This window comes from Streptomyces sp. NPDC045021, from assembly GCF_056432645.1.
The window spans coordinates 13,551-39,757 of the sequence record NZ_JBWKIQ010000002.1 but is presented as its reverse complement, the minus strand read 5'-3'; the positions used below and the strand labels follow the sequence as shown (position 1 = coordinate 39,757).

Sequence of the window (26,207 nt, the reverse complement as noted above, 5' to 3'; positions counted from 1 at the left end):
CCGAGTCGGACTGTGGGGACGACCCCCGCTCTCCCCCCCGGCGGGGGTCGTCGCATGTCCGGATGTCTTTTCGGACGGACGTCCCGGTAGCTCTCCTTCCCTTTATGCGGTAGCTCCCCCTCCTCTTGCGGTGCCTGTATCGGGTATGACGTGTCACGTTCCGTAATCGTTGCCCCTTGGCGGCGAACTCACCCGTTCGAGTGGCGGAGTTATCCACAACCGGTGAGTTGTCCACCGGTTCTGACCAAGATCATCTGAATCTCCGGAACGGCCGGACTCTGTTCGCAGGCGATGCACCACCGTGCACGCGGGACGAACGAGGGGGACAGGGCCGTGGCCGAATCCATCACACCCGACCGGACGCCGGCAGCCGCAGAGGAGCCGGGCGGACCGCTGATCGTCACTCAGGACGAGGCGCTGCTCGACGATTTGCTGCGGCTGTGCGCGGCGGCCGGCGCCGAACCCGAAGTCGCCTTCGGCGCCCCGCCCCGTGCGGGCAGCTGGGAATCCGCGCCGCTGGTCCTCGTCGGCTCCGACGAGGCCACCCGGCTGCGCGGCGCCGTCCGGCGCAAGGGCGTCCTGCTCGTCGGGCGGGATCTGGACGATCAGGACGTCTGGCGCAGAGCTGTCGACATCGGCGCAGATCACGTCCTCTTCCTGCCCGATGCCGAGACCTGGCTGGTCGACCGGATCGCCGATGCGGCCGAGGGGGTGGCAGAGCCCGCACTGACCATCGGCGTGGTGGGCGGCCGCGGCGGCGCCGGGGCGAGCACGCTGGCCTGCGCCCTCGCCGTCACCGCGGCCCGCGACGGCCGCCGGGCGATGCTCATCGACGGCGACCCGCTCGGCGGGGGCCTCGACATCCTGCTCGGCGCGGAGCGCTCCGGCGGACTGCGCTGGCCAGACCTCGCCGACTCGCGGGGACGCGTCAACAGCGGAGCGCTGGAGGAGTCGCTGCCGCGGCTGGACGCGCTCAGCGTCCTCAGCTGGGACCGCAGCGACTCGGTGGTCATCCCGCCACAGGCCATGCGGTCCGTGCTGGGTGCCGCCCGGCGCCGGGGCGGAGTCGTCGTCGTGGACCTGCCCCGGCGGGTCGACGAGGCGGTCGCGGAGTCGCTGGCGCAGATCGACGTCGGACTCCTCGTCGTCCCGGCCGAGTTGCGGGCGGTGGCCGCGGCCACCCGGGTCGCCTCAGCCGTCAGCATGGTCCTCAAGGACCTGCGGGTCGTCGCCCGGGGGCCCTTCACCTCCGGACTCGGGGACGAGGAGATCGCCAAGCTCATCGGCCTGCGGCTGGCCGGCGAACTGCCCTCGGAACCGGGCCTGCTGGACGGGCAGGACGGCAGCGGGCCACCCGGCGCGAGCGGCCGCGGGCCGCTGGCCCGCTTCTGCTCCGCCTTCCTCGCCCAGGCCCTGCCCAGCGGCGGGAGCGTGCCGGTATGAGCGCGGACCGAGCGGAACCGAGGGCGGCGCTCCTGGACGCCGTCAGACTCCGCCTCGCGGAGTACAGCGGGGACCCGACGCCCAGCAGGGTGGCGGCCGCGCTGCGCGCCGAAGGGCGGCTGCTGGGCGACACCGAAGTGCTCGGCGTCGTCACGGCGCTGCGATCCGAGATGGTCGGCGCGGGACCGCTGGAGCCCCTGCTCGCCGATCCGGATGTCACCGATGTGCTCGTCAACGGACCGGACGAGGTATGGGTCGACCGTGGGCACGGTCTGGAGCGCAGCGACGTGGGCTTCGCCGATGCCGCCGCTGTGCGACGGCTCGCCCAGCGGCTCGCGACGACCGCCGGCCGGCGGCTGGACGACGCCCGGCCGTGGGTCGACGCCCGGCTTCCGGACGGCACCCGGTTGCATGCCGTGCTGCCGCCCGTCGTCGTCGGCTCGCCGTGCCTGTCGCTGCGCGTGGTGCGGGCCAGAGCCTTTGCCCTGGACGAGCTCATCGCGGCCGGCACGATGGACGCCGAGACGGCCCGGCTGCTGCGAGCCGTCCTCGACGCCCGGCTCTCCTTCATGATCAGCGGCGGTACCGGCACCGGGAAGACCACCCTGCTCAGCTGCCTGCTGGGACTCGTCGAACCGGACCTGCGCATCGTCCTCGCCGAGGACTCCGCGGAACTGCGGCCCGATCACCCGCATGTCGTACGCCTGGAAACCAGGCCGGCCAATCAGGAGGGTGCCGGTCTGGTGGAGCTGCGGGATCTGGTGCGCCAGGCCCTGCGGATGCGCCCGGACCGGCTGGTGGTCGGCGAGGTCCGCGGGCCGGAGGTCACCGAGCTGCTCGCCGCGCTCAACACCGGGCACGAGGGGGGCTGCGGCACAGTGCACGCGAACGCGGCCTGCGATGTGCCGGCCCGGCTGGAAGCCCTCGGTTCGACTGCCGGGCTCGACCGCGCCGCCCTGCACAGCCAGTTGGCAGCAGCGCTCTCGGTCGTTGTCCACCTGGCGAGGGACCGTTCGGGGCGGCGCCGGGTCGCCGAGATCCATGTACTGGAACGCCGCGCCGACGGGCTGGTCATCACCGTCCCGGCGGTGGTGTGCGGCGCGGATGGCGCCGGGGAGCGGGGGCCCGGCTGGGACCGGCTGGCGAGCCTGTGCGAGCGGGGTGCGTCATGAGGGCCGGAACCGCGGTGGTGGCCCTGTTGGCCGCCGTGCTCTGCGCGGGGGCCGCCGGATGGCTGATGTACGGCGGGGACGCCGTCCTGCGCCGGGCCCGTCTGTTGCTCGCCGGCGGCCCGCAGCCGGGCACCGCGTGGAGATGGGGGCCCGGTATGTGGCGCGGGCCGGTGGCCTGCGGGCAGGCGCTGCTCGCACCCGTACGGGAGCGGCTGGGGTGGCGCCTCGGGCGTGAACTCCTCTGTCTGCCGGCCGGCTTGGCGATCTCGGTTGCGGCGCATTCGGTGCTGCCCGTGCTGGCCGGAGCCGCCGCCGTGCCGCTGGTCGGCCGCCAGCTGCGACGGCGGGCAGGGCGCGTGGCGGCGGAGCGGCGGATGGCCGCCGTGGGCACGCTCTGCGGGACGGTCGCCGGTGATCTGCGGGCCGGAAGGCCGCCGCTCACGGCGCTGGCGGGCGCGATCGAGGACGACGGCTGGCCGGACACCCCCGAGCTGGTGGAGGCCGCGCGGCTGCTGCTGGCCGCGGCCCGGTTCGGCGGAGATGTGCCGGAGGCGCTGCGGGCCGCCGCGCGCCAGGAGGGCGCCGAAGGGCTGGCCGCTGTCGCCGCGTGCTGGCAGGTCGCCGTCGACGGCGGCGCGGGGCTGGCCGCGGGCCTCGACCGGATCGCCGCCGCCCTGCGCGCCGAACGCGACCAGCGGGACGATCTGCGGGCCCAACTGGCCGGGCCCCGCTCGACCGCGCTGATGCTGGCGCTGCTCCCGCTGTTCGGAGTGGTGCTCGGCGCGGGACTGGGGGCGGATCCGGTGGGGACGCTGCTGGGCACTCCCGCAGGGTTGGCCTGCCTGCTGGCGGGCGGCCTGCTGGAGTGGGCGGGCCTGGCCTGGACCGGACGCATCGTGCGGTCCGCCGAGGAGTCCCGGTGAACGGCGACCGCGTCCACAGCCTGGGGACGGCCGTTTCGGTCGGCGCCGCCGCCCTGTGTGTCGTGGTGACCGTGATCGAGGCCCGGCGTGAGCGTGCCGCGCTCGGCAGGCTCCGGCTGCTGTTCGGGGTGCGGGTCACCCAGCGCCGCGGAGTCACCTGGTGGACGAAGGGGCCCGCGCTGCGGAGTTGGGGTCCCGTCGCCGCGGTGGCGCTCGGTGCCGCCGTGTTCGTCGGAGGGATCCCCGGCTGCGTGGCCGGTCTGCTCGCCGCGTACGGGATGCGGCGCTGGCAGCGCCGGTCGCGGGCGGCGGCCGGCGGCCCGGACCGTGACGAGACCGCCGGACGTCATCTGCCGCTCTGCGCCGACCTGATGGCCGCCTGCCTCGCCGCGGGCGCCAGGCCGGGCGAGGCGGCCGAAGCGGTCGGCCGCTCGCTGGGCGGGCCGCTGGGCGACGGGCTCATACGGGTGGCGGCCGAGCTCCGGTTGGGCGGTGACCCTGAGCGGTGCTGGGAGCGGTTCGGCCGGCTGCCCGCGGCCCGGGGGCTCGCACGCTGCCTGGCACGCGCCTCCCACAGCGGGGTGGCGCCGGTCGACGAGGTGGCACGCCTCGCCGCCGACTACCGCGCGGCGCGCGGCCGTTCGGCGCTCGGCCGGGCCCGCCGCGCGGGAGTGCTGGCCACGGCCCCGCTCGGGTTGTGCTTCCTGCCGGCCTTTCTGCTCGTCGGGGTGATTCCGGTGGTGATGGGGCTGGCGAAGGGGATCCTCGCCGGCGGTTCCGGCTAGTCGGCGTCGGATCCGAGCTATGGAACGTCATTCAACGCATATCGATACAAGGGGGAACATCATGGTGGTCCGGATGGTTCGGATGGTTCGTGCGACGGCCCGGCGGCTTCGGTCGGCCGCGGACGCGGGAATGACCACGGCGGAGTACGCCGTCGGCACGCTGGCGGCGTGCGGATTCGCCGCCGTGCTCTACAAGATCGTGACCAGCGGTGCGGTCAAGTCGGCGCTCAGCGGTCTGATCGAGAGGGCGCTCAATGTGTCCTTCTGAGGGCCGTCCCGAGCAACCGTTGGAGAGGCCCGTGGAGAGGCCCGTGGAACGGCCTCCGGAGCGGCCGCCCCGACAACCCGAGGGGCGGTTACGGCGGGACGAGCGGGGGTTCGTCACCGCGGAGGCCGCCGTCGCACTGCCGGTCATGGTGCTCTTCACCGCGGCTCTGCTCAGCGGGTTGATGGCCGTGGCGGCACAAATCCAGTGCGTGGACGCCGCGCGGGCGGGCGCACGGGCGGCGGCCCGTTCCGAGCCGGAGGCGGCCGCGCTGGCGGCGGCCCGCGCCGCCGCTCCGCGGGGGGCCGCGGTCTCGCTGGCCCGGGACGGTGACGTGGTCAGAGTGCGGGTCACTGCCCGATCGCCGGTGCTGGCGGTCACGCTGCACGCGGAGGCGGCGGCGCTCGCCGAGGACACGGTCCGGTGAGCGGCGGGCGGCGTGGCGACCGGGGGTCGGCGACGGTCTGGGCGGCGCTGCTGATGGGGGTGTTGTGCCTGGCGTTCGGCGCGGTTCTGGCCATGGGCCAGGCGGCCGCCGCCCGCCATCGGGCGGGCGGCGCGGCGGATCTGGCGGCCCTGGCCGCGGCCGACCACGCGATGGACGGCGCGGCGGCCGCCTGCGCTCGGGCCGCGCGGACGGCGGCGGCGCAGGGCGCCCGGCTCGTCCGGTGCGTGGTGACCGGCGAGATCGCCGACGTCACCGCCGCCGTCGGCCCGGCGCGGGTCCGCTCCCGGGCCGGGCCCGCCTCCCGGGGCTGACCGTCACTCTGCGACCGCGGCCGGGCCCTCATCCGGGCCCGGGCCCTCATCCGGGCTCGGGCCCTCACCCGGGCCGTCGTCCGCATCGGCACCCGGAAGCGTGCCCGGGGACACGCCCGAGTCGGCGCCCGGATCGGCGCCCGGAAGCGTGCTCGGGGACGCGCCCGAGTCAGTATCCGTATCCGCGCCGGGATCCCCGCCCGGATCCGGGGCCGGCTCTCGGGCCAGGAGGCAGTCCAGGAGGCGGACCGCGGCCGGTTTGTCCAGGGGCTCGTTGCCGTTGCCGCACTTGGGGGACTGGACGCAGGAGGGGCAGCCGAACTCGCACTCGCAGGAGGCGATGGCCTCCCGGGTGGCGATGAGCCAGCTACGGGCCGTGTGGAAGGCGCGCTCGGCGAAGCCGGCGCCGCCCGGGTGGCCGTCGTAGACGAAAACGGTGGGCAGGCCGGTGTCGGCGTGCAGCGGGATCGAGACGCCGCCGATGTCCCAGCGGTCACAGGTGGCGAAGAGCGGGAGGAGACCGATGGAGGCGTGTTCGGCGGCGTGCAGGGCGCCGGGGAGCTCCTCGGGGTGGATCCGCGCGGCGTCCAACTGGTCGTCGGTGACGGTCCACCACACCGCCCGGGTGCGCAGCGTCCGCCGTGGGAGGTCGAGTTTGGTCTCCCCGAGCACTTCACCGGTGATCAGTCGGCGGCGCAGGAAGGAGACGACCTGATGGGTGACTTCCACCGATCCGAAGTGGACGCGGGCGGCGCCCCAGGACTCCTCCAGATCGGTGGAGAGAACGGAGATGGAGGTGGTCTCACGGGCCATCGTCGAGTAGTCGGGGTCCGCCTCGCCGACCAGGGCCACGGCGTCATCGAGGTCCAGGTGCTCGACCAGATACGTCCGGCCCTGGTGGAGGTGGACCGCGCCGTCGTGGACCGAGGTGTGCGCGGACGCGTCGTCGACGGTGCCGAGCAGCCGGCCGGTGGCGGACTCGACGACCTGGACGGCCTTGCCGCCCGCGCCCCGGATGTCGGTGAGATCGGTGGCGCGCTCCCGGCGGGTCCAGAACCAGCCGCCGGCCCGGCGTCGCAACAGCCCCCGGCGTTCCAGCTGGGGGAGCAGGGAGGCGGTTTCCGGGCCGAAGAGTTTCAGGTCGTCGTCGGTGAGCGGGAGCTCGGCGGCCGCGGCGCAGAGATGGGGGGCGAGGACGTAGGGGTTGTCGGGGTCCAGGACGGTGGATTCCACCGGGCGTTGGAAGATCGCTTCGGGGTGGTGGACGAGATACGTGTCGAGCGGGTCGTCGCGGCCCACGAGGATGGCGAGCGCGCCCTGGCCGGCGCGCCCGGCGCGGCCCGCCTGCTGCCACATCGAGGCGCGGGTGCCGGGATAGCCGGCCAGCAGGACGGCGTCGAGCCCGGAGACGTCGACGCCCAGTTCCAGGGCGGTGGTGGAGGCCAGGCCGAGGAGCCGGCCCGAGTGCAGGTCGCGTTCGAGGGCGCGGCGCTCCTCGGCGAGGTAGCCGCCGCGGTAGGCGGCGACCCGGGACGGCAGCGAGGGGTCGACGGCGGCCAGCTTCTCCTGGGCGATCAGGGCGATCAGCTCGGCGGCACGGCGGGAGCGGACGAAGGCGACGGTGCGGGTGCCCTGGACGACGAGGTCGGTGAGGAGGTCGGCGCACTCGGCGGTGGCGGTGCGGCGCACGGGCGCACCGTGCTCTCCGCTCATCTCGGTCAGCGGCGGCTCCCAGAGGGCGAAGGCCAGTTCGCCGCGGGGGGAGGCGTCGTCGGTGACCTCCACGACCTGGACGCCGGTGAGCCGGCCGGCGGCGGCAGCGGGATCCGCGGCGGTGGCGGAGGCGAGCACGAAGACCGGATCCGCCCCGTAGTGGGCGCAGAGCCGGCGCAGTCGCCGCAGGACCTGGGCGACGTGCGAGCCGAAGACGCCCCGGTAGGTGTGGCACTCGTCGATGACGACGTACCGCAGCCGCCGCAGGTAGGAGGCCCAGCGGGCGTGGGCGGGAAGGATGCCGCGGTGCAGCATGTCGGGGTTGGTGAGGACGTACGTGGCGTACTGCCGGACCCACTCGCGTTCCTCGAACAGGGTGTCGCCGTCGTAGAGCGCGGGACGGATCGCGGAACCGAGCGGTTTGGCGAGCGCGGCGACCGCCCGCCGCTGATCCGCTGCGAGGGCCTTGGTGGGCGCCAGATACAGCGCGGTGGCTCCACGGCCGTTCGGGGCCTCGGAGCCGTCCAGGAGGGCACTGAGGACCGGGGCGAGGTAGGCGAGGGACTTGCCGGAGGCCGTCCCGGTCGCGACGACCACCGATTGGCCGCGCATGGCGTGGGCGGCGGTGAGCGCCTGGTGCTCCCAGGGACGGGCGATACCGGCCGCCCGGATGGCCGCCAGCACTTCCGGACGGATCTGATCAGGCCAATCGGCATGGCGACCGACCCGCGGGGGCAAGTGCTCCGTATGGGTGATGCGTGCGGCTCGGCCTGCCCCCGTGGCGAGCCGCTCGAGAACGGTGCGGGGGGACGGGCGGCGGTGCGCCGACTGCGGAAGTTGGTCCTTGGCCATCGGCACTCAGTGTGTCACCGGCGTGACGGACAATCGCAGGAAGGCGTCGTGCTGCCCCACTGTGAAGTGATTGAATGCCATCGCGGCTGCCGATCCGTCCCCTCCCCTTCGGCGGGGAGGTCCCCGGGGGCGACGCCGCTCGATGCAAGGTGCTGGAGGATCCGTGGACCTGTCCCTGTCGACTCGAACCGTTGGCGACCGTACGGTCGTCGAGGTCGGCGGCGAGATTGATGTGTACACCGCACCCAAGCTGCGTGAGCAGCTGGTAGAGCTGGTGAACGACGGCAGTTATCACCTGGTTGTGGACATGGAGGGAGTCGATTTCCTCGACTCCACCGGTCTGGGTGTACTCGTCGGCGGTCTCAAGCGGGTGCGTGCTCACGAAGGCTCGCTGCGCCTGGTGTGCAATCAGGAGCGCATTCTTAAGATTTTCCGGATTACTGGCCTGACCAAGGTGTTCCCGATCCACACCTCGGTCGACGAGGCTGTCGCGGCGAACGACTGACCATCCCGATCGTCGCAGGACGGGGGTACCGGGCGGTTTCGTCGCCCGGACCCCTGTGATGCCCACCCATAGGAGCGAGGGGGAGGCCATGCCCACCGTAGAACTGCTCTTCAGCGCTCAGCCCGAGCACGTGCGCACCGCACGGCTCGTAGCGGCTGCAGTAGCGCGCCGGGCGGGGGTGGACGAGGCAGTCCTTGACGAGGTGCGACTTGCCGTGGGCGAGGCGTGCAGCCGCGCTGTCGGCCTGCACCTGAGCAACGGCGTGGACCGGCCTGTGCGGGTGCTGCTGACCGAGGAGGAGAAGAAGTTCTCCATCGAGGTCGGCGACGAGGCACCGGGCTCGCCGGCGGGCTCCGTCCCGTCGGCGCGGGGGTCCGCCGCCGATGACTCCGACGACGAGGGCGAGATGGGCCTGGCCGTCATCAGCGGTCTGGTCGACGATGTCGAGGTCACCGTGGGCGAGCACGGCGGAATCATCCGCATGAGCTGGCCGACGGCGTCAGCAGTCGCACTCCCTTAGAACCGGCCCCTTAGAACCTGCCCCTTTAATCCTGGCCACCAGAACTGCACCGGAGCACCTGCTCCGGTCACCACCAGGGCCACCACCCGGGCCACCCACCGGTAGCTCCGGCACCGCGCGCCCCACCCGTACAGCCCATCGGTAAGGGTGAATCGGGGGCTCCGCGGCGCCCCCCGTAGCGCTGCCCGGCGCCGTCTCCATGACGCCGCCCGCGCGCCGGCTCCCGGCTGCCCTGACGCTGCCCGTGCCCCGCCTCCACGCAGGCGCCGCCCGGCCTCCGCGGTGCGTCCGCGACGCCTTCCCCGCGCCCGATTCTTCACCGCATTCGGTGGTTTACGTGCCCGTGGGGAATTCCGGCTTCCCCGACACAGGCGAATTCTGATCCCGCGCACTGTTTTGATCTAGTCCCGCTCCCTACAATCCGTCCATCTTTGCTCAGCTCGCTGAGCGTCGCGGCTGTGGGAGTCGTAGGAGCCGCGCGCCCATGCGCCAAACGTCAAGGAGGACGAATGGCGGGGCCACTTACCCCTCACGCGCAGGACATCGCTCAGGCACTGGCCGCCGGGCCGGTACTGACCGACGGAAATCGGAATCTCGTACTGATCATCGTGGTTGTCGCACTGGCGGCACTGGCGCTCGCCGGAGTGCTGGTACGTCAAGTGCTCTCGGCGGACGAGGGCACCGACAGCATGAAGCGCATCGCCGCTGCCGTGCAGGAAGGCGCGAACGCCTATCTCGCCCGGCAGTTCCGCACGCTGGGGATCTTCGCCGTAGCGGCGTTCTTCCTCCTCATGCTGTTGCCCTCGGACAACACTTCGCAGCGTATCGGCCGGTCGGTGTTCTTCCTCGTGGGCGCCGTCTTCTCGGCGGTCACCGGTTATGTCGGCATGTGGCTGGCGGTGCGCGCCAACGTGCGCGTAGCGGCCGCCGCACGGGCGGCGACGCCCGCGCCCGGCGAACCGAAAGCGGATCTGACGGATGTCTCGCACCGCGCGATGAAGATCGCTTTCCGCACCGGTGGTGTGGTGGGCATGTTCACGGTGGGCCTCGGCCTGCTGGGCGCCTCGGTCGTCGTGCTCGTCTACAAGGCCGACGCGCCCAAGGTGCTGGAGGGCTTCGGATTCGGCGCGGCCCTGCTCGCGATGTTCATGCGTGTCGGCGGCGGCATCTTCACCAAGGCCGCCGACGTGGGTGCCGACCTGGTCGGCAAGGTCGAGAAGGGCATCCCGGAGGACGATCCGCGCAATGCCGCGACCATCGCGGACAACGTGGGCGACAACGTCGGTGACTGCGCCGGTATGGCCGCCGACCTCTTCGAGTCCTACGCCGTCACCCTGGTGGCCGCACTCATCCTGGGCAAAGTGACGTTCGGCGACGCCGGGCTGGCTTTCCCGCTGCTCATCCCCGCGATCGGGGTGCTCACGGCGATGATCGGCATCTTCGCCGTCGCGCCGCGCCGCTCCGACCGCAGCGGGATGACCGCCATCAACCGCGGCTTCTTCATCTCCGCCGTCATCTCGATGGTGCTCGTCGCGGTGGCGGTCTACCTCTACCTCCCGGCCACCTACGCGGAGCTGAAGGGCGTCCCGGCCGACATCTCCGGCCACTCGGGCGACCCGCGCGTCCTCGCGCTCGTCGCCGTCGCCATCGGCATCGTGCTCGCCGCCCTCATCCAGCAGCTCACCGGCTACTTCACCGAGACCAGCCGCCGTCCCGTCCAGGACATCGGCAAGTCCTCGCTGACCGGCGCGGCCACCGTGGTCCTCGCCGGAATCGCCATCGGCCTGGAGTCGGCGGTCTACTCGGCGGTGCTGATCGGGCTGTCGGTCTACGGGGCGTTCCTGCTCGGCGGCACCTCGGTGTGGCTCGCGCTGTTCGCCGTCGCACTGGCCGGCACCGGCCTGCTCACCACCGTCGGCGTGATCGTGGCCATGGACACCTTCGGCCCGGTCTCCGACAACGCCCAGGGCATCGCGGAGATGTCTGGAGACGTGCACGGTGAGGGTGCCCAGGTGCTCACCGACCTGGACGCGGTCGGCAACACCACCAAGGCGATCACCAAGGGCATCGCCATCGCCACGGCGGTCCTCGCCGCGACCGCGCTCTTCGGTGCGTTCAAGGAGTCGATCGACACCGCGGTCGCGGGCGCCAACATCTCGGCGGCGGACATGAGATGGCTCAGCCTCGACATCTCGCAGCCGAACAACCTGTTCGGGCTGCTGCTCGGTGCGGCCGTCGTGTTCCTCTTCTCCGGGCTCGCCATCAACGCCGTCTCGCGGTCGGCGGGCTCGGTGGTCTACGAGGTGCGGCGGCAGTTCCGCGAGCATCCCGGGATCATGGACGGCACGGAGCTGCCGGAGTACGGGAAAGTCGTCGACATCTGCACCAAGGACGCGCTGCGCGAGCTGACCACCCCCGGCCTGCTCGCCGTACTCGCCCCCATCGCGGTCGGCTTCTCCCTCGGCGTCGGCTCGCTCGCGTCGTACCTGGCCGGCGCGATCGGCACCGGCACCCTGATGGCGGTGTTCCTCGCCAACTCCGGTGGCGCCTGGGACAACGCCAAGAAGCTCGTCGAGGACGGAAACTACGGCGGCAAGGGCAGCGAGGCCCACGCCGCGACCGTCATCGGCGACACGGTCGGCGACCCGTTCAAGGACACCGCGGGCCCGGCGATCAACCCGCTGCTCAAGGTCATGAACCTGGTGGCGCTGCTGATCGCCCCGGCGGTGGTGAAGTTCTCCTACGGCAACGACGCGAACCTCGGAGTCCGCATCACGGTCGCGGTGGTCTCGATCGCCGTCATCGTCGGTGCGGTCTACAACTCCAAGCGACGCGGAATCGCCATGGGGGACGACAACAACGCGCATACGCCGGAGCGCTCGGCGGACCCGGCGTCGGTCTCCTGACCGGCGTTCCGTAACGCGATCGACGGCACGTCAGAACGGCGGCGGGCGGCACCTTTTGGGTGCCGCCCGCCGCCGTGCGCGGAGTGTATCGGCGCCCCCGATTCCTTGGTGCAAATGGCTTGAATAGGGGATGAATCTTCCTTCGGACTCGTGGTCGACACCCATTTGGCGTGTAAGTTCCGGGGCCGTGGAGCCATGGAAGGGACACATCCGGTGAAGAAGAAGCTCGTAAGCGCGCTGTCCGGTGCTGCTCTGCTCCTGGCGTTGTCGGGATGCAGCAGCGACGACTCGAACGACAAGCTGGACGCCTGGGCGAAGACCGTCTGTGACCAGGCCTCGGCACAAACCAAGAAGATCAACGACGCGAACACGGCCATCACGAAGGTCGACAAGAACGGCAAGCCGGCGGATGTGAAGGCGGCGGACTCCGCGGCCTTCCAGCAGATCTCCGAGGCGTACAAGTCCCTCGCGGACGTCGTGAGCAAGGCCGGGGCACCGCCCCTCGACAACGGCGCGGTCCAGCAGAAGGACGCGGTCGCCGACCTCACCAAGGCGTCGGCCGCCTACGCGGCGGTGAAGACGAAGGTCGACGGGCTCGACACGACGGACCAGGGGAAGTTCGGCGACGGCCTCTCCGCCGCCTCGGCGCAGGCGGACGCTGCCAACAAGACCGCGGAGGCGGCTCTCAACACCCTGCGAGCGGGCGACGTCGGCAAGGCGATGGCCAACCAGACCGGCTGCAAGTCGGGAGCCACGCCGTCGGCGACCTGACCGGGCCACAGCGCCGACCGCACGCGGTCGGCGCGTCCCCGACCTGATCCGATGCGCCGACACGGCCCGGCACCCTTCCGAGGGGCGCCGGGCCGCGCTCGTTCCGCGACAATGGGAGCGTGAGTACCCCGCCCCTCTCCAGCGCCCCGCCCCTCCCCGCCCCGGATCACGCGGAACGGCTGCGTGACGCCCTGCGGGCCGCCGCCTTCACGGCCGACGGCTGCCTCGATCTGCTCGGCGCCACCGCCTACGCGGCCCTGTCCCGGGCCGAGACCGTGCCCGCGCTGCGCGCCACGCGCGGCGGCAGCCCGCTGGAGTCGCTGGTGCGGCTCTTCCTGCTGCAGCGGCCCGTGGCGTACGAGCGGCTGCGCGCCGCCCTGCCCGTCGACGTGTGCCTCGCCGACGGCTGGCTGGTCCGGGACGGCGACGAACTGCGCGCCACCGTGGACGTCCGCCCGTACGCGGGGGACGGCGGCGAGGACTGGTGGATCGTCTCCGACCTCGGCTGCGCGGTCGGCGGAGCCGGCGGCATCGGCACGGCGCCCGGCGTGGACCGGGCCGATCTGGTGCTGGGCGTCGGAGGGGCCTCCACGACGCTGGCGGGCCTCACCGTCCGCGACCCGGCGGCCTCCGCGCTCGACCTCGGCACCGGTTCCGGCGTCCAGGCGCTGCACGCCTCCCGGCACGCCACCCGCGTCACCGCGACCGATGTGAACGCGCGCGCCCTGCACTTCGCGCGCCTCACCCTCGCGCTCTCCGGCGCGCCGGAACCCGAACTGCTGCAGGGCAGCCTCTTCGAGCCGGTCGGTGAGGACCGCTTCGACCTGATCGTGTCCAACCCGCCGTTCGTCATCTCCCCGGCGGGCCGCTTCACGTACCGCGACGGCGGTATGCGGGGCGACGACCTGTGCCGCACCCTCGTCCAGCAGTCCGCCGCGCACCTCAACGACGGCGGTTACTCCCAGCTCCTCGCCAACTGGCAGCACACCGACGGCGAGGACTGGCGGGAGCGGCTGACCGGCTGGGTGCCGCGCGGCTGCGACGCCTGGATCGTGCAGCGCGAGGTGCAGGACATCACCCAGTACGCCGAGCTGTGGCTGCGCGACGGCGGCGACCACCGCGACGACCCCGCGCGGTACGCGGCCCGGTACGACGCCTGGCTGGACGAGTTCGAGCAGCGCAAGGTCAAGGGCATCGGCTTCGGCTGGATCACGCTCCGCAAGTCGGGCTCCGACCGGCCGGCGATCACCGCCGAGGAATGGCCGCACCCGGTGGAACAGCCGCTCGGCGCGCACATCAAGGACTGGTTCGTCCGCCAGGACTTCCTGCGCACGCACGACGACGCCGCGCTGCTGGAGGCGCGCTTCCGGCTCGCCGACGAGGTGGTGCAGGAGCAGGTGGGCCTGCCGGGCGCCGAGGACCCGGAGCATGTGGTGCTGCGCGCCAACCGCGGGATGCGGCGCGCCACCAAGGTCGACACGGTCGGCGCGGGCTTCGCGGGGGTGTGCGACGGGACGCTGCCGGCCGGCCGGATCCTCGACGCCATCGCGCAACTGCTGAAGGAGGACCCGGTGATGCTGCGCGACCGTACGCCGGAATCGATCCGGCTCCTCGTCGAGCAGGGCTTCCTGGACCCGGTCGGGAACTGACCGGCGGTTCCGGACGCGACCACGGCCCGCCCCCCGCGCGGAGAAGCGGGGAGCGGGCCGTGGTTCGACAGGCGCGGGTGATCAGGGCCTGTCCGACGGGCTCTAGCCCTGCAGCACGCGACCGTTGGAGTCGGTGCGGTCCTTGCTGGTGAAGAAGATGATGGCGTCGATGAACGACCAGATGCCGCAGCCGCCGAGGGTGAACAGCTGGCCGAGGGCCATGCCGGTGTGGCCGGTGTAGAAGCGCCCGATGCCGAGGGTGCCGAGGAAGAGCTGCAGCAGACCAGCGGTGATCTTGGACTTGTCCGACAGCGGACGACCCTGCGGGTCGTAACCGAACGGCGCGTCGGGCGTGGGCGTGGCCATGGATGGCTCCTTGCGTTGGGGACGAAACACCAATGGGACGTGCGTAGGTGCCCCGCCCCCGATGCGTGGCCTGATCCTGGCAGCAACGCCTATCGGGAGTCACATTTTCTGACCGGACTTCATGAAAACGTGATCAGAAGTGCCGGTTGAGTGCTAGTTGATGTTGCGCAGTACACCCCAGACCAAGGCTCCGGCGATCAGAACCGCCTGAAACCGGCCCGGAACGACCGGCCGGTAGCTCCGGCCGCGCAGACCCTCCGCCAGCCAGCGGCCGTAGAGGAACAGGCCGATGGGCGCGAGGACGAACAGGGCTGCGTTGTCGTGGAACGCACCGGATATATCACCGTGCATCAGGTCATAGACCAGGCGCGTCGCACCGCACGCGGGGCAGAGCAGCCCCGTCGCCCAGTTGAACGGGCACCGCGGCAACAGGTGCCCCGGCTCGTGCGGGTTGGTGGTCCACAGGTACCCGGCGCCCGCGAGGAGCGCGAGCGGGACCGAGGCCGGGTGCGAGACGAGACGTCGCACCCGGCCGGCGGTCGGCCGCAGACGGGTTTCAGCCACGCAGGACGCGACCCTGCGAGTCGGTGTTGTTGTTGCCGGTCAGCAGGATGATGCCGTCGATCAGCGACCAGATACCGCAGCCGCCGAGCGTGAAGAGCTGGCCGAGCGCCATACCGATGTGGCCGGTGTAGAACCGGCCCACGCCGAAGCCGCCCAGGAACAGCGAGAGAAGCCCCGCCGTCACCTTCGACTTGTCGGAGTACGGGCGGCCGTAGGGGTCGTAACCGTAGGGCGCGGCCGGGTCGCCGGTGTACGCGCCGGGCTGCTGGTAGCCGGGCTGCATGCCCGGCTGCTGCGGGTAGCCGTAACCGGGCTGGCCGCCGGCCGGCTGGCCGTACGGGTTCTGCGGGGGCTGCTGCGGCTGGCCGTACTGCGGGTAGCCGTATGCCGCGCCCGGCTGCTGCTGCGGGTCCTGCGGCTGGCCGTACGGGTTCTGGTCGGACATGGCGGGTGGCTCCCCCTGCTGAGAAATATCGGTCGGTCGGACAGATCGGGTTCGGGTCGACGCCGCACATCTTTCCAGCTCGCCCGAGTGCACGTCCCGCCCGGGGCAGAATGCGGGGGTGATCCGCATAGAACTCGACGAGGCGTCCCTCGGCCGTACGCGTATCGCCATGAGTCCGCTGTGGGACGCGTTCTGCAGCCTCCACCTGGCGATGCCGGGCCGGCAGCCGTCCTGGCCGTACCAGAAATGGGTCGGCCGGGCCCGGCACGTACTGGCGTCCGACGACCGGACGGAACCGCTCCGGGCCTTCATCAGCGGCCCGCTCGGCTTCCCCGACTTCATGCTCCCGCGGCCGCTCGGCACCACCTCGATCGAGGCCGAACTGGACGTGCTGCGGGCCACCACGCGCGAAGCGGTCCAGCTGCAGATCGCCGAGCACTTCCCCGACGGACTGCCCGAGCTGTACCGCCCGTACCTCGACGACCCGCGGCGCGCGTGCGGCGAGCTCGCCGACGCCTACGCCGCCTACTGGTACGGCGCCCTCGAACCGCACTGGCCGGTCATGCGCCGGCTGGTCGAGGACGAGGTCCTCATCCGGGCCCGGACGTTCGCCACCGAAGGCGTCGACGCGCTCTTCGCCGGCCTGGAGGCCCGCGCCCGGTGGAACCCGCCCGTCCTGGAACTGACGAAGCACATCGAGGCCGAGTACCGGGCGGGGGAGCGCAGCCTGCTGCTGGTGCCGCTGGTCTTCGCCGAGGGCTGCCGGCTGTACTCCACCGACGACCCCGGCGTCATGGCCGTCTCCTTCCAGGCCCGCGGCGCCGGCGCGCTGCGCGAGGAGCCCGAGGAGCGCACGGACGACCGGCTCGGCGCGCTGCTCGGGCGCGGGCGCGCCACCGTGCTGCGGGAACTGGCCGCGCCGCTCACCACAGCCGGCCTCGCCGACCGGCTGGGGCTGGCGCCCTCGACCGTCTCGGAGCATCTGTCCTTGCTCGCCGAGGCCGATGTCGTCAGCCGCCACCGGGTCGGCCGCAGTGTCTACTACCAGCTCACGGAGACCGGCCGGGCGCTGCTCGCGCTGCTCAGCGGGGAGAACGTGCTCAAAGCGGTCTCCTGACGCTTCGACACACCGTCTCCTGACGATTCGGCACACTGTCCCCTGACGCTTCGGCGCGCCGTCCTCTGACGATTCGGGGGCCACCGAATCAATCGCCGATGACCGCTCCCGCTTCGTAGCGTCGCCCGCATGCTGGCAATCGACGCGCACGAACTGCGGCGCACCTACCGTTCCCGCACCGGATGGCTGCGCCCGCGCACCACCGAGACCGAGGCCGTCCGCGGTGTCACCTTCCAGGTGCGGCGCGGCGAGCTGTTCGGGCTGCTCGGCCCCAACGGCGCGGGCAAGACCACCACCATCAAGATGCTCAACACGCTGCTGCTGCCCACCGGTGGCGCGGCCCGCGTCCTCGGCCATGACGTCGCCACCGACCCCGTCGCCGTACGCCGCCGCATCGGCTACGTCTTCGGCGGCGACCGGGGGCTGTACGAGCGCCTGTCCGCGCGCGACAACCTCCGCTACTTCGCCGAGCTGTACGGCGTCGAGCCGCGTGAGCAGAAGCGCCGGATCGCCGAACTCCTCGACCTCACCGGGCTGACCGGCAGGGAGAGCGAACGCGTCGAGGGGTACTCGCGCGGTATGCGCCAGCGCCTGCACATCGCCCGCGGGCTGCTGCACCGGCCCGCGGTGCTCTTCCTCGACGAGCCGTCGATCGGCGTCGACCCGGTCGCCGCCCGCGAACTGCGCCGCACCGTCGCGGACCTGCGGGCCGGCGGCACGACCGTGCTGCTCACCACCCATTACATGGCCGAGGCCGACGAGTTGTGCGACCGCATCGCCATCATCGCGGGCGGCGAGATCCGCGCGCTCGACACCCCGGAGCGGCTGAAGGCGCGCGTCCAGGAGCGCGCGATCACCGAGATCGAGGCGTACGGGGCGGCCGAGACGCACCTGGCGGGAATCCGGGCGCTGCCGGGCGTACGCGGTGTCGCCGTCGACGACCGCGGCCATGTCCAGGTGCTGACCGTCCAGGCGGAGCGCGACGCCGATGTGCACGGACCTGTGCTCGGGGCCCTCGACGGGGTCCGGCTCGGCCGGATCACCAGCCGCGAACCCACCCTGGAGGACGCCTACGTGGCGATCGTCGAGGGAGCCGCCGCTCATGACGCGCCGCTCCCGGAGACGGCCGCTGAAACGCCGCTCCCCGAGGTGGCCGCGTAATGCGTGCGACGCGCAGAGCCCTGCGCCTCATCGCCGTCGGCGTCCGCACCCATGTCTCCTACATGTCGCGTTCCCCGCTGGAGATCACTTTCGCCGTCATCGTCCCGATCGTCTACGCGACGCTGGCCGTCTATCTCTTCCGGGCCGCCGACCACCCCGAGCGGCTCCTCGAAGCGTCCGTCGGCGCGGGCCTGATGGGGATCTGGTCGTCGGTGCTGTTCGGCTCGGGAGGAGCGGTGCAGAACCAGCGCTGGCTGGGCACGCTGGAGACCCTGGTGGCCGCACCCGCACCCCTCGGCCTGATCCTCCTGCCGATCACCCTGGCGACCGCGGTCGTCGGCACGTACGCGATGGGCGCGACGCTGCTGTGGGGCACCGTGCTCTACGGGGTGCCGCTGACCTTCGCGCACCCGCTCCTCTTCCTCGTCGCGGTCCCGGTGTGCGTGCTGTCGCTCGGGATGATGGGAATGCTGCTGGCCTCGACGTTCGTGCTGCTGCGCAACGCCAACGCGCTGGCGAACCCGCTCGACCACCCCGTCTGGATGCTCTCGGGGATGCTCGTGCCGATCACCGTCCTGCCTTCCTGGACCCGCCCGCTGTCCTGGGCGCTGCCCACCACCTGGGGCGCACGCGCCGTGCATGCCGCCACCGCCGGGGGCGAGGTCGTCCGGCCGATGCTCATCGGCGTCGGCGTCGGCGCGCTCTGGCTGCTGCTGGCCCTGCTCACCCTGACCCGCGTCGAACGCCGCGCCCGCGCGGCGGCCACCCTCGCCCCCACGTAAGGAGCCGACCATGCGTCATCTCACCCGCACCGCACGCCTCGTCGTGGTCGGCGGCACCATCTCCTACCGGGCGCTGTTCAACTGGACCTCGCCCGCGATGTTCACCGGCACCCTGCTCGCCGGGCCACTGCTCCAACTGGTCTTCTTCACCTTCCTGGGCCGCCAGCTCGGCGTCGCCGACGACCGTTTCTACATCCTCGGCAACGCGGTGCTCGCCTCGTCCACCGCCTGCGTCTACGGCGGCACCATGGCCGTCGCGAACGAACGCCGCTACGGCACGCTCGGCGCGGTGCTGCTCAGCCCGCGCAGCCGGACCGCCCTGTGGACCGGCCGCGCGCTGCCCTACGTCGTCAACGGCCTGTTCGTCACCGTCGTCACCCTCGCCGCCGGCGCCCTGCTGCTGGGGCTGCGGATCCCGGCCGCCGCGCTGCCGGGGCTGGCCGCCGCGATCATCGCGGCCGCCCTGTCGTGCTCGGCGTTCGGGATCACTCTGGGCGCGCTGGGGCTGCGGTTCCGGGACGTCTTCCTCGTGTCGAACGTCGCGAGCGCCGTCCTGCTGCTGCTGACCGGCGCGAACGTGCCGCGCGAGACGCTGCCCGGCTGGATGCGGACGGCCGGCGACCTGCTGCCGCTGACCCATGCGACCGGGGCCGCCCGCGCGCTGGCCGCCGGTGGGACGTGGCGGGCCGCGCTGCCCGGGGTCGGAGCGGAGCTGGGGGTGGCCGCCGGGTACGCGGTGCTGGCCGTCGTCCTGCTGCGCCTCTTCGAGCGCGGCAGTCGCAAACGAGCCACGCTGGATGTGATGTAGCCCTCGGATGTAGGCCGCCATTCACCCGGGGTTCGCCCGGACGCCGTACGGAGGTGCGAGTCTCCGGCGCGAGCCGCAAAAAGGCCGGGGAGAAGTCGAGGGAGAAGGGGGACGGGCATGGAGAGCACACCCGCACTGTTCGCCGGAATGGTCTTCGCGCTGTTCGGGGCGGCGCTTCTGGTCTGGGCGGGGGCGCGCACGGCGGGCCGCGCGCCGGTGACCCAGGGCGGCGGCTCGGCCGGGGCGATCTTGACCATTCTTTTCGGAGCGGTGTCCCTGCTGGCCGGCCTCTGGTGTCTCACACAGGTATAAGCGCACGTCACGCCGCCTGGAAACGGACAGAGCCGCCGGTCCGTGCGGCAGGAATGACGGTTGTCGGGTTACCGTTCGAGTGGCGTTGCGGACTTTTCGCGTTTGACATGGGACCGGGATGTACGGTCACACTCCGCAGCGAACCCCCTTCGACCGGAGAGAAGAGCGAAGTTGTCCCCGACCCGCGAGACCGCAAAGAGCGGCCGCCGACTCGTCATCGTCGAGTCGCCTGCCAAGGCGAAGACGATCAAGAGCTACCTCGGCCCGGGCTACGTGGTCGAGGCCAGCGTCGGGCACATCCGCGACCTCCCCAACGGGGCCGCCGAAGTGCCGGCGGAGTTCAAGGGCCAGCCGTGGGCTCGCCTCGGCGTCAACGTAGACAGTGACTTCGAGCCGATCTACGTCGTCAACGCCGACAAGAAGGCGCAGGTCAAGAAGCTCAAGGACCTGCTCAAGGACTCCGACGAACTCTTCCTCGCCACCGATGAGGACCGCGAGGGCGAGGCCATCGCCTGGCACCTGCAGGAAGTCCTCAAGCCCAAGGTTCCGGTCCGCCGGATGGTCTTCCACGAGATCACCAAGGAAGCCATCCAGGCCGCGGTCGCCAACCCGCGCGAGCTGAACCAGCCGCTCGTCGACGCCCAGGAGACCCGCCGCATCCTCGACCGCCTCTACGGCTACGAGGTCTCGCCGGTCCTGTGGAAGAAGGTCATGCCGCGCCTGTCGGCCGGCCGAGTGCAGTCCGTCGCCACCCGGCTCGTCGTCGAGCGGGAACGTGAGCGCATCGCGTTCCGCACCGCCGAGTACTGGGACCTGAGCGGCACCTTCGCCACCGGCCGTACGGGTGACGCCTCCGACCCGTCGACCGTCTCCGCCCGCCTGACCAGCGTCGACGGACGCCGGATCGCCCAGGGCCGCGACTTCGACGCGTCGACCGGGCAGCTCAAGGACAACGCGACCGTCCTCCACCTGGACGAGGCCAACGCCCGCGCGCTGGCCGCCTCGCTCGCCGACAGCGCCTTCGCCGTCCGCAGCGTCGAGTCCAAGCCCTACCGCCGTTCGCCGTACGCTCCCTTCCGCACCACGACCCTGCAGCAGGAGGCCTCGCGCAAGCTGGGCTTCGGCGCGAAGGCGACGATGCAGGTAGCGCAGAAGCTGTACGAGAACGGCTTCATCACCTATATGCGTACGGACTCCACGACCCTGTCGGAGACCGCGATCAAGGCCGCCCGCGCGCAGGTCACCCAGCTCTACGGAGCCGAGTACCTCCCGGAGAAGCCGCGCGTCTACACCGGCAAGGTGAAGAACGCGCAGGAGGCGCACGAGGCGATCCGCCCCTCCGGCGACCGCTTCCGCACCCCCGCGGAGACCGGCCTGACCGGCGACCAGTTCCGGCTCTACGAGCTGATCTGGATGCGTACCGTCGCGTCCCAGATGAAGGACGCGGTCGGCAACTCCGTCACCGTGAAGATCGGTGGCACGTCGAGCGACGGCCGCGCGGCGGAGTTCTCCGCCTCCGGCAAGATCATCACGTTCCACGGCTTCATGAAGGCCTACGTCGAGGGCGCCGACGACCCGAACGCCGAGCTCGACGACCGCGAGCGGCGCCTGCCGCAGGTCAGCGAGGGCGACGGCCTGACCGCCGAAGAGCTCACCGTCGACGGCCACGCCACCAAGCCGCCGGCCCGCTACACCGAAGCCTCGCTGATCAAGGAGCTCGAAGAGCGCGAGATCGGCCGCCCGTCGACGTACGCGTCGATCATCGGCACGATCCTCGACCGCGGCTACGTCTTCAAGAAGGGCACGGCCCTCGTGCCGTCCTTCCTCTCCTTCGCCGTGGTCAACCTGCTGGAGAAGCACTTCGGCCGGCTCGTCGACTACGACTTCACCGCCTCCATGGAGGAGGACCTCGACCGCATCGCCCGCGGTGAGGCCCAGGCCGTGCCGTGGCTGCGGCACTTCTACTTCGGCGGCGACGACTCCGCGGCCAAGGCCTCCGCCGCCGACGCCGGCAACGGTGACGGCGACCACCTCGGCGGCCTCAAGGAGCTCGTCGAGGACCTCGGCGCCATCGACGCCCGAGAGATCTCCTCCTTCCCCATCGGTGAGGGCATCGTGCTGCGGGTCGGCCGCTACGGCCCGTACATCGAGCGAGGCGAGAAGGGCGAGGAGAACCACCAGCGCGCCGACGTCCACGAGGAGCTGCCGCCGGACGAGCTGTCCGTCGCGTACGCAGAAGAGCTGTTCGCCAAGCCGAGCGGCGACTTCGAGCTGGGCGACGACCCCGAGACCGGCCGCCCGATCATCGCCCGTGACGGCCGCTACGGCCCGTACGTCACCGAGGTCCTGCCCGAGGACACCCCGAAGACCGGCAAGAACGCGATCAAGCCGCGTACCGCGTCGCTCTTCAAGTCCATGCAGCTCGACACCGTGACGCTCGCCGACGCGCTCAAGCTGATGTCGCTCCCGCGCGTCGTCGGCACCGACGCCGAGGGCGTCGAGATCACCGCGCAGAACGGCCGCTACGGCCCGTATCTGAAGAAGGGCACCGACTCGCGCTCCCTGGAGACCGAGGACCAGCTCTTCGACATCACCCTCGACGAGGCGCTGGCGATCTACGCGCAGCCCAAGCAGCGCGGCCGCGCCGCAGCCAAGCCTCCGCTGAAGGAACTGGGCACCGACCCGGTCAGCGAGCGGCCGGTCGTCGTCAAGGACGGCCGCTTCGGCGCGTACGTCACCGACGGCGAGACGAACGCGACCCTGCGGACCGACGACGACGTCGAGACCATCACGCCGGAGCGCGGCTACGAGCTGCTCGCCGAGAAGCGTGCCAAGGGCCCGGCGAAGAAGAAGGCCACGGCGAAGAAGGCTCCCGCCAAGAAGGCCGCGGCGAAGAAGACCACCACGGCCGCCAAGAAGACCGTGGCGAAGAAGACCACGACCAAGAAGGTCGCCGCGAAGAAGACCACGGCGGCGCAGACCACCGAATAACCCGCCGTACTGTCGCGCATCCATGACCCTCCGCCCATTTGTTCGGGCGGGGGGTCATGGTTTTCCGTGCTCCGGATAGGCTGTCCGAATGACGCGAATCGAGCGGCCAAGGGACGTGACCGACGCTTTCGCCGGCGACCTCGCGGCGGACTCGCGCGAGCGGGCGGTAGGCGCCCTCCTGAAGATCCCGCCGCTGCGGAAGCTGTGGGGAGCCCAGCTCACCGGAGGCATCGCCGACCGGCTCGGGATGCTGGTGCTGCTCGTGCTCACCGTGCAGGCCGCGGTCCTCGCCGGGTCCTTCGGCGGCGGCTACCGGGGCGCGGCCTTCGCCGTCGCCGCGGTGCTCGGCGTCCGGCTGGTGTCCACCCTGCTCTTCGGCGCCGTGCTGCTCGGCCCGCTGTCGGCGCTCACCGCGACCGACGGCGCCCTGGACCGCCGCTGGACCATGATCGGCGCGGACGGGGCACGCCTGGCGCTGTTCATCGTCGCCCCGCTGTGGATCACCTGGGTTCCGTCCTCCGCCGTCGTCTGGCTGCTCGTCACCGCTTTCGTGGCCGGTATCGCCGAACGCCTGTGGACGGTCGCCAAGGACGGCGCGGCCCCCGGGCTGCTCCCGGTCCCGACCCCCGGCGACACGGCCGTACGCCCCGCCCCCGACCATCTCGCGACGCTCCACCGCCTCGACCTGCGCACCGGTTTCGTCGCCCTGCCGATCGCCGCGGCCGCGCTCGTCGTCGTGACCCTGCTGAACAGCCTGCTCGCGCTCGTCGTGGACTGGTTCGACCTCCACCAGGTCGCGCTCTCCGCCGACGTCGCCGCCGGGCTGTTCTGCGCGTCCATCGCGATCCTGTACTTCCTCGAACTGCCCGACACCACGACGGTCCGCCCGCACTCCCCGCTCGAAGGCCTCCGGCTCCCCAAGGGACCCGACGGCTCGGAGCGCGGCCGCACGGGCGCCCTCCCGCTCCTCGTCCTGGCCACCGCGGGCGTGGCCGGCTCCATCGCCGGCGCCGTCGCCCTGGCGGTACTGCACGCCGCCGACCTCGGCTTCGGCCCGGTCGGCTTCGGACTCCTCGTCCTGGCGCTGACCGCGGGCACCGTCATCGGCATCCGGGTGGGCCCGCGCACCCTGCCGACCCTCTCGCGCCGCCGCCTGCTGGCGATCGCCATCGCCGTCACCGGCCTCGCGCTGCTGCTCACCGGCCTGGTCCCCGACCAGACCACCGTCCTGCTCCTGGCGGCTCTCGCCGGTACGGCCGCGGGCGTCACCGCCAACACCGGTCACGTCCTCATCGAGCAGGAGGCCGAGGAGCAGCGCCGCGCGCGCACCACCGACCACCTGCACGCCGTCGTCCGCGTCGCGGTCGCCCTCGCCGCCATCGGCGCCCCTGTGCTCGCCGGCCTCATCGGCCCGCACCGCCTCGCCAACGGCCACTTCACCTTCCAGCACGGCGGCGCCGCCTTCACGCTCATGCTGATCGGCGCCCTGCTCCTGCCGGTCGCCGCACTCGTCCTGGGCAAGACCGACGACCGCCAGGGCGTACCGCTCCGCCGCGACCTGCGCGAGGCCCTGCGCGGCGGCGAGCCCGCCGCGGCCCCCTCCGCCACCGGATTCTTCATCGCCATAGAGGGCGGCGACGGCGCCGGGAAGTCCACCCAGGTCGAAGCGCTCGCCGAGTGGATCCGCGCCAAGGGCCACGAGGTCGTCGTCACCCGGGAACCGGGAGCGACCGCCGTCGGCAAGCGGCTGCGCTCGATCCTGCTGGACGTCTCGTCCGCCGGCCTGTCGCACCGCGCCGAGGCGCTGCTGTACGCCGCCGACCGCGCGGAACACGTCGACTCCGTCGTCCGTCCCGCCCTGGAACGCGGCGCCGTCGTGATCTCCGACCGCTACATCGACTCCTCCGTCGCCTACCAGGGCGCCGGCCGCGACCTGGCCCCCACCGAGATCGCCCGCATCTCGCGCTGGGCCACCGACGGACTCGTCCCGAACCTCACCGTGCTCCTCGACGTCTCTCCCGAGGCCGCCCGCGAGCGCTTCACCGAGGCCCCGGACCGGCTCGAGTCCGAGCCCGCCGAATTCCACCAGCGGGTCCGCGCCGGCTTCCTCACCCTCGCCGCCGCCGACCCCTCCCGCTACCTCGTCATCGACGCCGCCCAGGAGCCCGAAGCGGTCACGACCGTCGTACGGCACCGCCTCGACCAGGCGCTGCCGCTCTCCCAGCAGGAGATCGAGGCCCGCGAGGAAGCCCGCCGCCAGGCCGAGGAAGCCGCCCGCATCCGCGCCGAGGAGGAGGCCGCCCGGCTCGCCGAGGAAGCCCGCCTCGAAGCCGAACGCCAGGCCCAACTCGCCCGTCTCCGCGAGGAGGAGGCCGAGCGTCAGCGGGAGGCCGAGGAGGCCGCCCGCCGCGAGGCCGCCGAGCGGGAGGCCGAAGCGGCCCGCCTGCGCGCCGAGGAGGCCGCCCGCCTCGCCGAGGAGGAACGGCTCCGGCTCGCCGCCGAGGAGGCCGCCCGCAGCGCCGAACGGGACCGGCTGCGCCGGCTGGCCGAGGAGGAGTCCAGGCTCCGCGCCGAGGCCGAGGCCCGCCGTCTGGAGAAGCAGCGCAAGGCCGAGGACGCCCTGCGCCGCGCCGAAGAGGCCCGCGCGGCGGCCGCCGCGGCAGCGGCAGCGGCCGGCAACGCCACCCAGACCGTGGAGACGCCTAAGCCGGCGCCCAAGTCCCCGGAACCGGAGACCACGGTCCTCCCGAAGGTCCCCACGCCCCCGGCCTCCGCCGCCGAGACCACGGTGCTGCCCGCGGTCCCGCCCTCCGCCGCGGACGAGACGGCCGTGCTGCCGCCGGTGCGCCCCGAGCCGAAGGACAACGACCCGGCCGACCGCGTCCCGCCGTCCTTCTTCCGCCCGGAAACCCCCGACAACGAGCGCACCCGCGAACTCCCCGCGGTCACCCCCCCAGCCCGCCGCCCCCGCTCCGACTGGGCCGAGGAAACCCCCCTGGACGACCTCCCCACCCTGGCGGACGAACTCCTGGGCACCCACGACGACGAAGACGGCCCGACGGGCCGCCGATAGGCGGTTCCGACGGGGGTGCGGGTACGTCAGCCCCCGCCCCGCCGCTGCGCCACACGCCTCCGGCGAGGTGCGGGTACGTTGGCCCCCACCCCGCCGTCGCGCCTGCGGCGGGCTGTTTCCCACCCACCCGCCCTCTTCGCCTACCGGCGAGGTTCGCGTACATCGCCACCCGGCCCACCGCTGCGCCTGCGGCGGGGGGTGCGCCCAGCCGCGGGCCGGTTGTGACGTGAGGGGACCGGGACCGCAGGGGTGGGGTTTCGAAATGCTGCCGAGCTATTTGTGGGCCGCCAGGCCCGTAAATAGTCGATTTCGAAGCCCCACACCG

At 72.3% G+C, this 26,207-nt stretch carries 23 protein-coding genes; 19 read left to right on the top strand and 4 right to left on the bottom strand.

All coding sequences use genetic code 11. The annotated features are described in order from the left end of the window. Nucleotides 1–333 precede the first annotated feature (333 nt). The 7 genes from ssd to AC07DC_RS07165 all read left to right on the top strand — a co-directional run bounded on the left by ssd (nt 334) and on the right by AC07DC_RS07165 (nt 5,347). Nucleotides 334–1,443, top strand: coding sequence for a septum site-determining protein Ssd (ssd, locus tag AC07DC_RS07195; protein ID WP_478912731.1), 1,110 nt, complete (start codon nt 334–336; stop codon nt 1,441–1,443). Beyond that, on the top strand, nt 1,440–2,615 hold the full coding sequence (locus tag AC07DC_RS07190; RefSeq protein ID WP_478912729.1) for a TadA family conjugal transfer-associated ATPase: 1,176 nt from the start codon (nt 1,440–1,442) through the stop codon (nt 2,613–2,615). Before ssd ends, AC07DC_RS07190 begins: the two co-directional genes overlap by 4 nt. After that, nucleotides 2,612–3,538, top strand: a complete 927-nt coding sequence (locus AC07DC_RS07185) for a type II secretion system F family protein (RefSeq protein ID WP_478912727.1) — start codon at nt 2,612–2,614, stop codon at nt 3,536–3,538. The genes AC07DC_RS07190 and AC07DC_RS07185 overlap by 4 nt, the downstream gene beginning before the upstream one ends. Continuing rightward, nucleotides 3,535–4,323, top strand: coding sequence for a type II secretion system F family protein (locus tag AC07DC_RS07180; RefSeq protein WP_478912725.1), 789 nt, complete (start codon nt 3,535–3,537; stop codon nt 4,321–4,323). Before AC07DC_RS07185 ends, AC07DC_RS07180 begins: the two co-directional genes overlap by 4 nt. Before the next feature lie 61 nt (nt 4,324–4,384). Further along, a complete protein-coding gene (locus AC07DC_RS07175; protein ID WP_478912724.1) occupies nt 4,385–4,591 on the top strand; it encodes a DUF4244 domain-containing protein in 207 nt (68 codons plus the stop codon). Between the two features lie 43 nt (nt 4,592–4,634). Continuing rightward, entirely contained in the window at nt 4,635–5,015 is a 381-nt protein-coding gene (locus tag AC07DC_RS07170; RefSeq protein WP_478912722.1) for a TadE family type IV pilus minor pilin, read from the top strand. After that, complete coding sequence (locus AC07DC_RS07165; protein ID WP_478912720.1) at nt 5,012–5,347, top strand: Rv3654c family TadE-like protein; 336 nt, start codon at nt 5,012–5,014, stop codon at nt 5,345–5,347. The genes AC07DC_RS07170 and AC07DC_RS07165 overlap by 4 nt, the downstream gene beginning before the upstream one ends. Nucleotides 5,348–5,350: 3 nt before the next feature. Here the strand turns inward: AC07DC_RS07165 and AC07DC_RS07160 are convergent, their stop codons facing one another. Then, complete coding sequence (locus AC07DC_RS07160) at nt 5,351–7,912, bottom strand: DEAD/DEAH box helicase (protein WP_478912718.1); 2,562 nt, start codon at nt 7,910–7,912, stop codon at nt 5,351–5,353. A gap of 163 nt (nt 7,913–8,075) precedes the next feature. Here AC07DC_RS07160 and bldG point away from each other — a divergent pair, with 163 nt between their 5' ends. From bldG to AC07DC_RS07135, 5 genes are all read left to right on the top strand, one after another. Next, nucleotides 8,076–8,417, top strand: coding sequence for an anti-sigma factor antagonist BldG (bldG, locus tag AC07DC_RS07155; protein ID WP_138357092.1), 342 nt, complete (start codon nt 8,076–8,078; stop codon nt 8,415–8,417). A gap of 88 nt (nt 8,418–8,505) precedes the next feature. After that, nucleotides 8,506–8,937, top strand: a complete 432-nt coding sequence (locus AC07DC_RS07150) for an ATP-binding protein (RefSeq protein ID WP_478912715.1) — start codon at nt 8,506–8,508, stop codon at nt 8,935–8,937. Nucleotides 8,938–9,446: 509 nt separating this feature from the next. Next, nucleotides 9,447–11,843 carry a sodium-translocating pyrophosphatase gene (locus AC07DC_RS07145; RefSeq protein WP_478912713.1) on the top strand — a complete coding sequence of 799 codons (2,397 nt, stop codon included), beginning with the start codon at nt 9,447–9,449 and terminating at the stop codon, nt 11,841–11,843. Nucleotides 11,844–12,038: 195 nt separating this feature from the next. Further along, nucleotides 12,039–12,614: a small secreted protein gene (locus AC07DC_RS07140; RefSeq protein ID WP_478912711.1), complete on the top strand. Its 576-nt coding sequence runs from the start codon at nt 12,039–12,041 to the stop codon at nt 12,612–12,614. Nucleotides 12,615–12,733: 119 nt separating this feature from the next. Further along, entirely contained in the window at nt 12,734–14,263 is a 1,530-nt protein-coding gene (locus AC07DC_RS07135; protein WP_478912709.1) for a DUF7059 domain-containing protein, read from the top strand. 102 nt (nt 14,264–14,365) lie between these two features. Here AC07DC_RS07135 and AC07DC_RS07130 read toward each other — a convergent pair whose 3' ends face one another. The 3 genes from AC07DC_RS07130 to AC07DC_RS07120 all read right to left on the bottom strand — a co-directional run bounded on the left by AC07DC_RS07130 (nt 14,366) and on the right by AC07DC_RS07120 (nt 15,638). Continuing rightward, nucleotides 14,366–14,629, bottom strand: a complete 264-nt coding sequence (locus tag AC07DC_RS07130) for a TM2 domain-containing protein (RefSeq protein ID WP_138357097.1) — start codon at nt 14,627–14,629, stop codon at nt 14,366–14,368. Between the two features lie 153 nt (nt 14,630–14,782). After that, entirely contained in the window at nt 14,783–15,193 is a 411-nt protein-coding gene (locus AC07DC_RS07125; RefSeq protein ID WP_478912707.1) for a DUF2752 domain-containing protein, read from the bottom strand. After that, on the bottom strand, nt 15,186–15,638 hold the full coding sequence (locus AC07DC_RS07120) for a TM2 domain-containing protein (RefSeq protein WP_478912705.1): 453 nt from the start codon (nt 15,636–15,638) through the stop codon (nt 15,186–15,188). Before AC07DC_RS07120 ends, AC07DC_RS07125 begins: the two co-directional genes overlap by 8 nt. 118 nt (nt 15,639–15,756) lie before the next feature. Here AC07DC_RS07120 and AC07DC_RS07115 point away from each other — a divergent pair, with 118 nt between their 5' ends. The 7 genes from AC07DC_RS07115 to tmk all read left to right on the top strand — a co-directional run bounded on the left by AC07DC_RS07115 (nt 15,757) and on the right by tmk (nt 25,882). Continuing rightward, a complete protein-coding gene (locus AC07DC_RS07115; RefSeq protein WP_478912703.1) occupies nt 15,757–16,755 on the top strand; it encodes an ArsR/SmtB family transcription factor in 999 nt (332 codons plus the stop codon). Between the two features lie 129 nt (nt 16,756–16,884). Further along, nucleotides 16,885–17,916 carry an ABC transporter ATP-binding protein gene (locus AC07DC_RS07110; RefSeq protein WP_478912701.1) on the top strand — a complete coding sequence of 344 codons (1,032 nt, stop codon included), beginning with the start codon at nt 16,885–16,887 and terminating at the stop codon, nt 17,914–17,916. Continuing rightward, nucleotides 17,916–18,698 carry an ABC transporter permease gene (locus AC07DC_RS07105; RefSeq protein ID WP_478912699.1) on the top strand — a complete coding sequence of 261 codons (783 nt, stop codon included), beginning with the start codon at nt 17,916–17,918 and terminating at the stop codon, nt 18,696–18,698. Before AC07DC_RS07110 ends, AC07DC_RS07105 begins: the two co-directional genes overlap by 1 nt. A 10-nt stretch (nt 18,699–18,708) precedes the next feature. Then, complete coding sequence (locus AC07DC_RS07100; RefSeq protein ID WP_478912697.1) at nt 18,709–19,506, top strand: ABC transporter permease; 798 nt, start codon at nt 18,709–18,711, stop codon at nt 19,504–19,506. Nucleotides 19,507–19,623: 117 nt separating this feature from the next. After that, nucleotides 19,624–19,818: a hypothetical protein gene (locus AC07DC_RS07095; RefSeq protein WP_478912695.1), complete on the top strand. Its 195-nt coding sequence runs from the start codon at nt 19,624–19,626 to the stop codon at nt 19,816–19,818. Between the two features lie 171 nt (nt 19,819–19,989). Further along, nucleotides 19,990–22,809, top strand: a complete 2,820-nt coding sequence (gene topA / locus AC07DC_RS07090) for a type I DNA topoisomerase (protein WP_478912693.1) — start codon at nt 19,990–19,992, stop codon at nt 22,807–22,809. Between the two features lie 88 nt (nt 22,810–22,897). Next, complete coding sequence (tmk, locus tag AC07DC_RS07085; protein WP_478912691.1) at nt 22,898–25,882, top strand: dTMP kinase; 2,985 nt, start codon at nt 22,898–22,900, stop codon at nt 25,880–25,882. Nucleotides 25,883–26,207: the final 325 nt, after the last annotated feature.